Origin of the sequence: Enterovibrio makurazakiensis (genome assembly GCF_050336585.1) — a bacterium.
Lineage (GTDB): Bacteria > Pseudomonadota > Gammaproteobacteria > Enterobacterales > Vibrionaceae > Enterovibrio > Enterovibrio gelatinilyticus.
In genome coordinates, this window is the sequence record NZ_JAKJSE010000005.1 from 172,030 (window position 1) to 184,950 (window position 12,921).

The window sequence follows — 12,921 nt, forward strand, 5'->3', positions numbered from 1 at the left end:
CAACGTGATGAATCTAAAGTTTGACCATCCACTGAGAACATACCAGCAGCAAATTGGAGATACCTATGGTGCGCTTAGAACATATCAATTTAGTGATGGAAGACATTCAACCCACATTGGCATTCTTACTCACTGCGTTTCCACAATGGCGAGTGCGTGGCGAAGGCGATATGGCATGGGGATCGGGAGACAACGCCTCCACGCGTCATTGGCTGCATGTCGGCGACGATGATTATTACCTGACGCTAAACGACAGTGCCGTTGGCCAAATTCGCAGTGTTAAAGGCATCGAACCAGGCGTAGCACATATCGGTTTTGCAGTAGATGACCTACAGAGCATCATTGATCGCTTATCACTTAAAGGCTTTAGCGTAGATATCAAAGGCCGCGACCACCCTTTCCGCCAAACCGTGTATTACAACGATCCCGCAGGCTTTCAGTTTGAGTTTATTCAATACAGCAGTGAAAAGCCTTCAGAGAAAAACATGTATGGCGGCGAAAGTGGTGAGCTTGAAAAGAAACAGACAAACAAAATATCAACCAACGCATAAATAGAGGTAGAACAGCATGGACAACCAACAAGTCGACACCCTAGTACGAAACTTATACCAAGCCGTCGACAATAAAGACGTCGATTATTTGAATACCGCACTGAGCGAGCACAGCCGTTTTCGTCTAGGGAACTACCCTGAAGTGACGAACAAAGCGAAGATTTTGGAGGGAAATAGTCAGTTTTTTTCCAGCATAGAATCCATGAAACACACCATCGATGACATTATGTTTCAAGGTTCAGTTAAAACCGATTCTACCCGTATCAGTTGTTTTGGCACCGTAGACTATGTCAGGTTAGATGGTAGCGAGTACTCAGCCGTTTTCTCTACATTTCTCGATGTGAAAAATGGCTTGATTGAGGACTATTTAGTTTTCGCAGACATTTCAGGCTTATAAAACGCGCGTAAAAACCGAGGTTTGTGTCGTACTCGGTTTCCCTACTTCTGCAGCCCTGTCTTTCTACTCCACCCCACACGCCCCAAGCACTACATTCACCACATGCTCGATGTTGTCGTCGATATCCTTCCCCTCTGGGATGGCACGCATTTCGAATACTTGTGGCCATAAGAACATACCGTTGAACAGGCTCGAGTAGGTGTTCGTGAAAAGCTCTGGTGTCATGTTGCTTAACTTGCCCGCTTCTATTCCGCCCGCAAACCATGCAGCCAGCGCTTTGGCGTTATAGAGCTTGGTGATAATGGCTTGAGCCATGTCAGGCTGGCGAAGAAACTCGATCAGGATGACGCGTGTCAGCGGAATACCGTAGGAGTGATAGAGAATATCGACTTCCTTTCGGCTAATCGCTTTTAACTGTTCATACGCGCTGATTTCAGGGTCAAACGGATAGCTAGCCTTTTCCTGTACAGACTCTTGAATAATGGTCAGTACAGATTCAAACAACACCTCTTTGCTTTCAAAATGCCGATATAGCGTGCGCTTAGACACTTCTGCCGAGGTGCAGACCCTGTCCATGTTTGCTGCGATAAAACCGTATCGAATGAATTCTTCCTTCGCCGCGTTGATGATGGCCAGACGTTTTTGTTCCGAGCGTGTCATTGCATTTCTCCGTTTACCGATGCGTCAACTTTAGCAAGGCAGATCTTAAAAGTACACTTTTGAGTTTACCTTTTGGCAAAACATACATAAAATAAACTCCAGAGTTTACTTCCGCCCATCTATTGCGTCGGAAATAACCAATAAACACAAAAACCTTCAAACAGTGGTCGCGCCTGACCCTTCTTTCTAAGGAGAAAAAGGTGAACATGGTTTCTAAAAAGTCTGCATTGGCAACATTCAAAGCCAATACCCTCGCCGCGAGTATCGCGGTGTCTGTACTTCTATTGAGTGGATGTGGCGAGAAAGAGGTTCAGCAAATTGCTGCGCCTGTGATTAAACCAGCCCTTACCGAATTGGTGTCAGCACGCGCCAGTGATGATCTGAGCTTCAATGGCGTTATTCGCGCTGCGGAACGTGCCGATTTGGCGTTTCGCATTGGTGGACGCCTAACTGAAGTGTTCGTGAAAGAAGGCGACCAAGTAAAAGAAGGCCAAGTGTTGGCTGTGCTTGATGCGCGTGATGCGAAAACCGCGTTGGAATCCGCCAAGCTAGAACTGAAAAACACCGAAGTCGAGTACCGTCGAGCAAAGGCAATTTTCGACAAGAGCCAAGCCATTTCCAAAAGCGACTTGGACGCTATCACGACGCGCTATAACTTAGCAAAGAACCGCGTAGAGGACGCCACACGTCAGCTTGAATATACCGAGTTGAAAGCCCCGTTTGACGGTATTATTGGTCGCAAATTCGTGGATAATTACATTCAAATTCAAGCCAATGAAACTATTGTAGTTTTGCAAGATTTGAATGATTTGGAAGTGGTGATCAACATTCCTCACAAAGTGATGCTGTCTGGCTTGAATCAAACCAAGGCGTTGGCAGAACTGTCTGCGATTCCGGGCCAACAGTTCCCGCTGGTTCTTCGTACTTATGCCACCGAAGCCGATCCTGTTTCCCAAACCTACCCTGTTGTTTTGGGCTTTGATGATATGAAAGGCTTCCGCGCCTTGCCGGGTATGGCGGTGAAAGTCGTCCCTGCTGACGCGAGCGATGCGCAAGAACAAGCCCACATTTTGACAGTGCCATTGACTGCGGTCGTTCCTGACAACCAAGGCAAACAGTTTGTATGGGTGATCAACGCTGACAACAAAGCTGAAAAACGCTTTATCGAAGTCGGCGCACTAAGCAAAAACCGTATCGTAGTCAAAAGTCACCTCGCGCAAGGAGAGCGTGTGGTTATTGCAGGTGTGTCGAGTATTCGCGAAGGCTTGGAAGTGCGTCCTTACACAGACAAAGCGTCTGCTAAAAATAATGGTGGAGCGTAATCGATGGATTTAGCACGTATTACCATCGCCAAACGCACCAGTGTTTGGGTATTGATTGCCCTCACGCTGCTGGGTGGCTACATCAGTTATTTGAAGCTCGGGCGCTTTGAAGATCCTGAGTTCGTTATCCGTCAGGCTGTTATCAATACGCCATATTCAGGTGCAACGGCACAAGAAGTGTCAGACGAAGTCACGGACGTGATTGAAGGCGCGGTGCAATCGCTTCAAGAACTTAAAGAAGTGAAATCCGTGTCGAAACAAGGCATGTCGGAAGTCACGGTCGAAATCAAACTCGAATTCGCCAACAGCGCGGCGGATTTACAGCAAGTGTGGGACAAACTTCGCCGCAAGATTTCCGATGTGCAGCGACAACTCCCTCCCGGCGCTGGCCCTTCGATCGTCAACGATGATTTCGCCGACGTGTATGCCCTCTTCTTTGCCGTCACGGGTGAAGGGTTTACCGACAAGCAACTGCAAGATTACGTTGATACATTACGTCGTGATTTAGTGCTGGTGCCAGGGGTTGCCAAAACCGCCACGTTAGCCGAACAACAAGAAACCATCTTTGTTGAGATCTCCAGCGAACGTTTAGCGAAATTCGGCGTATCGGCAGAGAAAGTCTACCAAGTGCTGCAAAAGCAGAACATGGTGACCGTGGCAGGCAGTATCGAAACCGATGCCATGCGTATTCCGGTTATTCCAAGTTCAAGCATTGATTCGTTCGCTGACTTGAAGAACCTGCAAATCGCCGTTGGCAACAACAATACCGTGCTGCGTTTGGGCGACATTGCTGACGTCACCCGCGGTTACAAAGAACCGGCATCCATGCTGATGCGCTACAACGGTGAACGTGCGATTGGCTTTGGTATATCCAATGTCACCGGCGGTAACGTGGTCGACATGGGTGATGCCGTGAAAGCACGCATTGCAGAGTTGGATGACCAACGTCCGTTGGGCATGGAACTGCATGTCATTTCCATGCAATCCGACTCGGTGCGCGATTCTGTCACCAACTTCATTGATAACCTGATTGCCGCAGTCGCCATTGTCTTTGTCGTGTTGCTGCTGTTCATGGGTGTGCGCTCTGGCGTGATCATCGGCTTTGTTCTGCTGCTTACCGTCGCAGGCACACTGTGTGTGATGTTAATCGAAGACATCGCGATGCAGCGCATTTCATTGGGTGCGTTGATCATCGCGCTAGGCATGTTGGTGGACAACGCCATCGTGGTGACCGACGGTATTCTGGTGCGCTTCCAGCAAAACCCAGATGAAGACCGTGAAACCATCGTGTCAGAGGTGGTGAATGCCACCAAATGGCCACTGCTTGGCGGCACAGTAGTCGGCATCTGTGCGTTCAGTGCGATTGGTTTGTCCCCTTCCGACATGGGCGAATACGCGGGTTCCCTGTTTTGGGTGATCTTGTATTCCATGTTCTTGAGCTGGGTGTTTGCCGTCACCATTACGCCGATGCTTTGCTTGGATTTCCTCAAAGTGAAAGCGGCAAAAGCCGAACAAAAACCGGGCCGCGTCGTCACCGCCTACAAAGGCTTGCTGCAATGGGTATTGGCGCATCGCGCACTGAGTTCGCTCATGCTGCTTGGCACACTCGCCACCGCAATGTGGAGCGTGCAGTTCGTGCCGCCGGGTTTCATGCCTGAATCGCAACGTGCGCAGTTTGTTGTTGATGTTTACTTGCCGCAAGGCTCTGACATCAAACGCACCGAAGCATTGGTCGCGAACATTGAAAAAGACGTTCAAGCCAAAGAAGGCATCACCAATATTTCTAGCTTCATTGGCGGCGGTGGTTTGCGCTTCATGCTGACCTACGCTCCAGAAGCGCGTAACCCAAGTTACGGTCAATTGTTGATCGACATCGACGATTACAAGAAAATCGCGCCATTGTTGGGAGAACTGCAACACGCGCTTTCCGTGAAATACCCAGATGCATCAATCAAGGTATGGAAATTCATGCTCGGTCGCGGGGGCGGCAAGAAAATTGAAGCGGGCTTTAAAGGCCCAGACAGTGCCGTGTTGCGTGAACTGGCGGAAAAAGCCAAAGCCATCATGCTGAACGACCCGAACTTGATTGCCGTGCAAGACGACTGGCGTCAGCAAGTGCCAGTGCTTCGCCCTGTGTATTCAGCAGAAGACGCACAACGCTATGGCTTGACGACGCAAGACATCAACCAAGCGATTGCCCAGACGTTATCAGGCCGCAATGTGGGTGTTTACCGTGAAGGGAACGATTTGATCCCAATGGTCGTCCGCGCGCCAGAAGGCGAACGCAACCACGAGCGTGCGATTGAAAACACCGAAGTGTTTAGCCACACCGTTGGCGGATTCATTCCTGTCAGCCAAGTCGTGGAATCTGTCGATGTGGTGTATCAAGATGACATGCTGCGCCGTATAGACCGCACCCCAACCATTCTGGTGCAAGCTGACCCCGCCCCTGGCGTGTTAACGGCGGATGCGTTCAACAAAGTTCGCACGGAAATTGAAGCCCTCGAATTGCCACCGGGTTATACCCTGAAATGGTACGGCGAATACAAGGCATCAAAAGATGCGAACGAAGGTTTGGCAATCTCAGCACCATACGGTTTTGCCGCGATGATTTTGTCGGTCATCTTTATGTTCAACGCGATCCGTCAGCCGTTGGTGATTTGGCTAACTGCCCCGCTCGCCATCATTGGTGTGACGGTCGGTTTGATCATCTTCCAAACGCCGTTTGAGTTTATGGCGATACTTGGCTTCTTGAGCCTGATCGGGATGATGGTGAAAAACGCCATTGTATTGGTCGACCAAGCAGATGTGGAAATCAAAGACGGGAAAACCGCCTACCACGCGATTATCGACGCCGCACTCAGCCGCGCAAGACCAGTATTGCTGGGCGCATTGACCACCATCTTAGGTGTCGCCCCTCTCTTGGTAGACCCGTTCTTCAAGAGTATGGCCGTCACCATCATGTTTGGTCTGCTGTTCGCAACCATCCTGACCTTGGTGGTGATCCCGCTGTTCTATGCGATTTTCTTTAGGGTGAAGGTGGAAGCGATTTAAGCGCTAGAGCAGAAATTTAGAAAGCAAAACGCCACGTGAATGCGTGGCGTTTTTGTAGGTGCTGAAAGCGCAGTGATTTTGGTCAAAAATGTGTTGGGGAGCTAACTTTTTTTGCATCAAATTTCGTAAGTTACTGTACTATTCGTAGGGTTAATGAACAGTTATGGTGACAGTTCAATTAAAAGCGTAAATTTGTATAGTTAATTGCATTTAAATGCATATCCCGCTTTTTATCTAAAAAAGCTAGTTTCTTGATAAGTATGAGACTTTAAATGAAAAAAATTTTAGTATTTTTGGCTGCTTTATTAACGGGATGTGCGGCTCAACAGATTCCATATTCATCAGTCGATATGACCAGTAAGGAACTCGCCGCCAGTGTGATTGAGCAAGTAGTCATGGAGCAACCAGCTAAATTTCGGCCTGAAGGCATCATTGTGAGCACGTCTTACATAGGATTGTCTGAGGGGAGCAATTCAAAAGGTGTAGCTGTAAGTAATCACAATGACAGTACAAATTTAGTCGTGTCTTCGGCAAATATAAAATTATCTGACATCAACTCAAGGTATTACTTTAATTCAATATCCAAGTTAGAACTCTATAGTAAACGTGATTGGTTCATCATCCAGTTAATAAATGATGAACAGCGGGTTGTTAAGCGTTTCTACACTAGAAGCTTGGAGAAAGGTCAACGTCTCATAGATTCAATAAACCATATGAAGATATCGGCTAAACCATTTGGTGTTGAATGAACACTCAGTGGAGCAACTGGGACAGATAGTTTATATAACACTATATTATCAACAATATACATTCAGCCTCCTCAAACTCGAAGACACTCAGTAACGATGAATGGTTGGCTTTTGAACGATATCCTTATCATGTCGTTTGATTGCCAACCATTTTGATTACAAATGACTAAAGCCCGCGAATCCCTCATCAGACGTCAACGCGACCCTTTATTGCCACTGCGTTTCAGCCTGCTTCTCTTTTTACAATCTCCTATCCCACTTATGATACATATTTTTCTATAAAAATATCACATCCTAATATAGCGGACATTCATGGATTATTTTAAAAAATTTACGATTTACTAAAACCCAAAACTAAGGATATACATGAGAATTATTCAAGTTTTAGCAGTATGCTTATTATTACAAGGGTGTATTTCTGCAAATTATGTAAAGCCTAAAACTTCTATAGATGAAAAAGAAGGAAGCATTTTGGTTATGGGTTTTAATGCAGGCGATGTCCCACTAATCAGTCTACTTGATGGCGGTTTTTCTCCAACCATTAATTTAGCAAAAGTTTCAATAGAAAATGGTGTTACTACTGGATCAAGTCTAATATGGGTTGTATATTCTGCAAAGATAATTGAAGATTATGTAGTTATACAACTACCTGAAATAGAAGAGGATGAAGCATTCGTCCTGCTATCATATCAAGGAAACCCTCTTTCAAATGCGATACATTTTTACTGCAAAGGCGATGAAATGGATGTTTTTCATACTAAGAAAGGAGATGTCCTATACATAGGGGATTATAGTTTTAAAGATTTTGACTATGATTATATAAAGCTATCTTGGACCTTGAAAAAAACGTACAAACAAAAAGAGATGGAAAATTATCTTTCAAAAACCTATCCAGAACTACTTTCATCGTTAAAGGCATATGAACCGACCCTGGCAGTCGTCAATACAGGGGGATCGTAAGAATAACGGGGACAGGCACTCTTAGAAAAGCACAACATTATCAGTTGCATGCATTCAGTGCCTTCAAGCTCAAAGACGCTTAGTAACGATGAATGGTTGGCTTTAAATAACGGGGACAGGCACTCCTAGAAAAGCACAATTTTATCAGTTGCATGCATTCAGTGCCCTCAAGCTCAAAGACGCTTAGTAAAGATGAATGGTTGCCTTTTGAACGATATCCTTTTCATATTGTTTGATTGCCAATGAATAACGGGGACAGGCACTCTTAGAAAAGCACAACATTATCAGTTGCATGCATTCAGTGCCTTCAAGCTCAAAGACGCTTAGTAACGATGAATGGTTGGCTTTTGAACGATATCCTTTTCATATTGTTTGATTGCCAACCATTTTGATTGCTAATGACTAAACCCCGTTCATCTCTCATCAGTATCGACGCAACCCCTTACTACCACTGTGTTTCACGTTGTGTTCGGCGATCATTTCTTTGTGGGTATGATGAAAACGCCCAGCAATCTTATGAACACCGTAGAGGGTGGATTGAGAAGCAACAAATTTCACTAAAGGTTGAATCCATCGTATTAATTATCAATCATATTTAAAACACCAATTAATTAATTCGTTTTTTAATTGTGGGACACTGACCTTTAAACGTTTCTTGTATAATCTAGTCATCAAGAACCTGTAATTACTTTCACTTGAACGTGTTGTTATCGAGACACATTCAAGCAAAACACGACACTATACTTCCTTTTCATTGTTTATTAAAATTTTTTTATAAAACCCAAATGTACATCATTAGGCAAAGGAGTAGATAATGAAAAAGTACATTCCCCATATAATCAGCATGGCAGCATTTTCCATATCCCTGTCAACATTTTATTTGACATTTCACATGGAACATAATGTTGATATATTTATAGCTAAATACTTAGAGGCAGGCCCAGATAGCACTGCAGGTAACCATGTTATAACAGTACCACTTACATTCACTAATAGAGGGGCGGTGCCTAGTGTGGTTCAGCATATGGACATTCTAGCCGAACATTTACCAACCGGAGATACAGAAGTTTTTTCTGCACGATTTTTTAGAAAACACAATATAATTGAAAGTGGTTTCGTTCCAATTTCAATAAATGGAAGAAGTTCTTATTCTAATGTAATTGCATTTTACGCTCCGGATGATGGAATTAAGATCATGGGCCGCCGTGGAACTTATTCCCTAACGCTACATGCATACAATACTTTGGATTCAAAACCATTTTACACAAAGAAAATCACATATTCGACAACGGAAACTGGTTTGAGGAAATTTAATAACGGATGGAATTATCAATTCAGCGCTTCGAACTAGTCATTTTGCTAAATTAGGGAATAACGGGGACAGGCACTCTTAGAAAAGCACAACATTATCAGTTGCATGCATTCAGTGCCTTCAAGCTCAAAGACGCTTAGTAACGATGAATGGTTGGCTTTTGAACGATATCCTTTTCATATTGTTTGATTGCCAACCATTTTGATTGCTAATGATCTGAGACTGGCACTAATCCCCCCCACCGCATCCGCCGCCATCGCCACTTGCACAGCTTGAACCCGCACAGCCAGATGAGCAGCCAATATGGCTGGCGCAGTACGATGATGACGTTTTCTGACAATCAAGCGAATAGATGAAACCGTCTTCGATATTGAGCTTCGCATCAATGGCAAAAAGCAGTGGTAATTTAGCCGGGTGAATGGGGTTAATGCTTTCTCTTGGAATAACGGGGACAGGCACTCTTAGAAAAGCACAACATTATCAGTTGCATGCATTCAGTGCCTTCAAGCTCAAAGACGCTTAGTAACGATGAATGGTTGGCTTTTTCAGAATAGCGGGGACAGGCACTTTTGGAAAAGTAACTTCATTATCAAGTGTATGCATTCAGTTCTTATAGCGCCTGTCCCATCACTTTCCTCCATCACTTTCCTCACTTGTATCTAGTTCGAGCGCGAGTCACAGTGCGAAAAAATGCGCGGTTTATAAGTAACCGCTGAAAGCTAAGCAAGGGCTTTTGCGAAAAGGCTCTCAGCTTATTTCGATGCTGCAACTGACTCGTAACCAAGTGGGGCACAATAGACTCCTGAATAGTCATTTTTTAAGTTCGACGTTGGTTGTGGCCTTAAAGCATCCAAAAACGGAGTATTGACATACCCCACTCTGAATTCGCTTTAAGTTCTTTATTTTATTGGAAATGGTGTAAGTTTATGAAAAAAGCTCTTATTACCCTTGCGGCTATTTTAGCTATTAGTGCTTTGAGTGGATGCGCAGCTCGAGTGGCTAAAAATTTTGATGACAAGGGCTTGCCCTTAGAAAACTATGCGATAGTAAAAGGTGTGGAGGATGACTTCTATAGTGTGTTCTTTTTGGAATATGCAGCTTTAGGGCAAGGTGCTGATAAAAAGCCCAAAAAAGTCGGTGACGCTTTTATCGGTTACCCTGGAGCGCTTCACCTACTTCCTGGAAATTATTATATCAATGTAGAGTGCAATGCTTATACGGGAATGGGAACAGTCAGTGCATGGCTATCAGCCAGAATGAAGTTAGAAGCTGGGAACACGTATGAGCTTGAATGTAATGATGTTGGTGAAAATAAGATTCGCCTCGACCTAGATAGTCAATATGAAAGTATCGCTAACTAGAATTACTTACTCGCCGTAAGAAACAATACGGCAAAACAATACGGGGACAGTAACTCCTAGAAAAGCACAATTTTATCAGTTGCATGCATTCAGTGCCCTCAAGCTCAAAGACGCTTAGTAAAGATGAATGGTTGCCTTTTGAACGATATCCTTTTCATATTGTTTGATTGCCAACCATTTTGATTACTAATGACTAAACCCCGTTCATCTCTCATCAGTATCGACGCAACCCCTTACTACCACTGTGTTTCACGTTGTGTTCGGCGATCATTTCTTTGTGGGTATGATGAAAACGCCCAGCAATCCTATGAACACCGTAGAGGGTGGATTGAGAAACGCCTGTTAACGTTGGCGAGTGCTTTCTGTATTGATGTTTGTGCGTATGCCATCATGAGCAACCACTATCACGTGGTATTGCACATCAATGCTGAGAAAACCAAAAAATTGAGTCAACATGAAGTCGTTGAGCGTTGGCTGGCTTTTCATCAAGCCCCCTCCCTCATTCAACGTTTTGTTCAAGGCGATGAGCTTTCAGAGTCGGAAGCAGAAAAATGTTGTGACATGATAGAAGTGTGGCGAGAGCGCCTCATGTCAATCAGTTGGTTCATGCGACTGCTGAACCAACACATTGCCTCAGAAGCTAACCGAGAGGACAAATGTACTGGTCATTTCTGGGAAGGCCGGTTTAAAAGCCAGGCGTTACTCGATGAAAAAGCYCTCGCCGCTGCAATGGCCTATGTTGATTTGAACCCAGTMCGYGCTGCAATTGCARAAACCCCAGAAACTTCCGAGTACACATCCGTTAAAACACGCATTGAATCACTACAAAATGGTAAAGCCAGCGCACCTTGTTTATTCCCCTTTGCCGGAAACCCAAAAGAAAACATGCCGGATGGTATCCCCTTTCGATTAATGGACTATCTCGAACTGGTCGATTGGACGGGACGCCAATGCAGGGAAGATAAACGTGGTCATATTGATTGTCGTATACCAGATATTCTCGAGCGTCTTGGGTTTGAATCTGCCGAATGGTTTGATACCTATGCGCAAGTAGAAAGAGGAACAATGGTTGGCGCAGAGCCCTCCATTAAAGCCGCCCTGCCTTTGCTCGGGCGAAAACGACTTTGCGGATTTCGTATACCAGCGAGTTAGCGCCACCAAACCACGGTCATGACGATGACGTTGCTTTAATCTTCATTGCCCAACCTTCCTTAAAACACACTGTCTTTGGTGCAATCGGTCACTACTCTCATGCCGTTGCCATCGATATCTCCCAAGGTTTCAAACTCTCCTGTTCCTACAAAAGTGATGATCAACGAATCATTTTTTAAAAAAGCAGACAGGCTTTTGCAGTCTTTCAGTTGTTCAATATTGACGGTGTCAAAACCAGATTGAGCAAGATCACTCCAACCTATTACCTCTGTGTTGGACAAAACAAGTGAGCCACCCATATCGGATAGATTAGCAACCGAAGAGAGTACGCTGTTTTCAATCACAACAGAATTTAAGTAAGGTAGCCCGCTCAACGAAGACAAAGAAGATATTTTTGCCCCCTCTATAGTGACGTGCTCGAGCGCCTGAAACTTAGCCAAATCTTCTAAAGCCACTGGCTCACCTTCTGGAAAATCACAGATCACTTCTGGTAATTCATCTGTCATCTCTGCTCCAAACATCTCTGCGGAATCTTTCACACAAATTTCGACATTAGGGTCGCTAAACTGAATATCACTGATAGGGCGAGAAGGAATGGCTTCCCATGCATCTTCCTCTTCTAACATTTCGATCATGTCATCCGACAGAGGCGGTATATCACCATTTTCAAAACCATTTCCCTGCATCGCCTGAGCAAGAAATCCTGCAACGACATCACCTTCCATCGCATTGAATTGCTCTAAGATTGGCTCTGCATCACCGACGATACAAAGCGTAGTCACATGGAACATGGCAGGCACTGCAAAAAAGCTACCGCTTTTTAAGTTAAGTTCGATAATGGAAAGCAATGCATCTTCTTCTGACGATACGGCTTGTAGCTGCGGAACCCTTGCCGCATACGCTTTCAATTTCGCGATACTTTCGTTGAACTCACCAATAACATGAGGGCGGTAACAGGAAGAATCTTGACCGACATGCTTTAAAAAAGTTTGATACTCGGCGACATATAACTCCCCAAGCTTTGCGTTATCTAGAGCGAGCAAAGTCAGTTTCCCGAAGTTACCGCTACGAATCGCCGTCAGTGCTGAATCAGTTTGTTGCTCGACTTCGTCCATCTTGTTCAAAATCGCCCCAAATTCCTCAGTGTTTCTCTCAGCGTCAGCCAATATATTGACCGTGTTGTCATTTAACGCTTCTGTTGCGTCCAGAACACGTTCGATGTCCGTGTTAGCTGAAGTATTCAACGGCGAGATCAGCAAAACAAAAGAAAGAAAAATTCGGACAAAGCCAACCGCATTGTTTGAGGGCAGAAAACTGTTCATTGTTATATTGTACTCCTTCACATTTTATTATATCGACGTTATCTGACGGTTCTCGCTTCACAAATATGGAACGGTTAGTGG

At 44.9% G+C, this 12,921-nt stretch carries 12 protein-coding genes and 1 pseudogene; 10 read left to right on the top strand and 3 right to left on the bottom strand.

The features are described from left to right. The first annotated feature begins 65 nt into the window (after nucleotides 1–65). Nucleotides 66–551 (top strand): VOC family protein, encoded by a 486-nt coding sequence (locus L4D06_RS02955; RefSeq protein WP_429737805.1) that lies wholly within the window; start codon nucleotides 66–68, stop codon nucleotides 549–551. Between the two features lie 16 nt (nucleotides 552–567). Beyond that, nucleotides 568–948 carry a nuclear transport factor 2 family protein gene (locus L4D06_RS02960; protein ID WP_274163897.1) on the top strand — a complete coding sequence of 127 codons (381 nt, stop codon included), beginning with the start codon at nucleotides 568–570 and terminating at the stop codon, nucleotides 946–948. A gap of 63 nt (nucleotides 949–1,011) precedes the next feature. Here L4D06_RS02960 and L4D06_RS02965 read toward each other — a convergent pair whose 3' ends face one another. Then, nucleotides 1,012–1,608, bottom strand: coding sequence for a TetR/AcrR family transcriptional regulator (locus tag L4D06_RS02965; RefSeq protein ID WP_429737806.1), 597 nt, complete (start codon nucleotides 1,606–1,608; stop codon nucleotides 1,012–1,014). 206 nt (nucleotides 1,609–1,814) lie between these two features. Here L4D06_RS02965 and L4D06_RS02970 point away from each other — a divergent pair, with 206 nt between their 5' ends. The 6 genes and pseudogenes from L4D06_RS02970 (at nucleotide 1,815) to L4D06_RS02995 (ending at nucleotide 9,044) form a co-directional block, all read left to right on the top strand. After that, a complete protein-coding gene (locus L4D06_RS02970) occupies nucleotides 1,815–2,930 on the top strand; it encodes an efflux RND transporter periplasmic adaptor subunit (protein ID WP_489685840.1) in 1,116 nt (371 codons plus the stop codon). A 3-nt stretch (nucleotides 2,931–2,933) separates the two neighbouring features. Continuing rightward, a complete protein-coding gene (locus L4D06_RS02975; protein ID WP_429737808.1) occupies nucleotides 2,934–5,984 on the top strand; it encodes an efflux RND transporter permease subunit in 3,051 nt (1,016 codons plus the stop codon). Between the two features lie 272 nt (nucleotides 5,985–6,256). Next, complete coding sequence (locus tag L4D06_RS02980; RefSeq protein ID WP_429737809.1) at nucleotides 6,257–6,733, top strand: putative periplasmic lipoprotein; 477 nt, start codon at nucleotides 6,257–6,259, stop codon at nucleotides 6,731–6,733. 366 nt (nucleotides 6,734–7,099) lie between these two features. Next, nucleotides 7,100–7,693 (top strand): hypothetical protein, encoded by a 594-nt coding sequence (locus L4D06_RS02985; RefSeq protein ID WP_429737810.1) that lies wholly within the window; start codon nucleotides 7,100–7,102, stop codon nucleotides 7,691–7,693. Nucleotides 7,694–8,091: 398 nt separating this feature from the next. Then, nucleotides 8,092–8,253 (top strand): annotated as a pseudogene (locus L4D06_RS02990) (alpha-amylase family glycosyl hydrolase); the annotation flags it as partial. A gap of 254 nt (nucleotides 8,254–8,507) precedes the next feature. Further along, the gene (locus L4D06_RS02995; RefSeq protein WP_429737811.1) at nucleotides 8,508–9,044 is read left to right on the top strand and encodes a hypothetical protein; all 537 of its coding nucleotides are present in this window, start codon (nucleotides 8,508–8,510) and stop codon (nucleotides 9,042–9,044) included. Nucleotides 9,045–9,233: 189 nt separating this feature from the next. Here L4D06_RS02995 and L4D06_RS03000 read toward each other — a convergent pair whose 3' ends face one another. Then, nucleotides 9,234–9,464, bottom strand: coding sequence for a hypothetical protein (locus tag L4D06_RS03000; protein ID WP_429737812.1), 231 nt, complete (start codon nucleotides 9,462–9,464; stop codon nucleotides 9,234–9,236). Nucleotides 9,465–9,931: 467 nt separating this feature from the next. On the opposite strand from L4D06_RS03000, the gene L4D06_RS03005 reads away from it, so the two are divergent. Continuing rightward, nucleotides 9,932–10,366 carry a hypothetical protein gene (locus L4D06_RS03005; protein ID WP_429737813.1) on the top strand — a complete coding sequence of 145 codons (435 nt, stop codon included), beginning with the start codon at nucleotides 9,932–9,934 and terminating at the stop codon, nucleotides 10,364–10,366. A 189-nt stretch (nucleotides 10,367–10,555) separates the two neighbouring features. Then, the gene (locus tag L4D06_RS03010; RefSeq protein WP_429737814.1) at nucleotides 10,556–11,518 is read left to right on the top strand and encodes a transposase; all 963 of its coding nucleotides are present in this window, start codon (nucleotides 10,556–10,558) and stop codon (nucleotides 11,516–11,518) included. A 59-nt stretch (nucleotides 11,519–11,577) separates the two neighbouring features. Here the strand turns inward: L4D06_RS03010 and L4D06_RS03015 are convergent, their stop codons facing one another. Then, nucleotides 11,578–12,840, bottom strand: coding sequence for a hypothetical protein (locus L4D06_RS03015; protein ID WP_429737815.1), 1,263 nt, complete (start codon nucleotides 12,838–12,840; stop codon nucleotides 11,578–11,580). Nucleotides 12,841–12,921 lie beyond the last annotated feature (81 nt).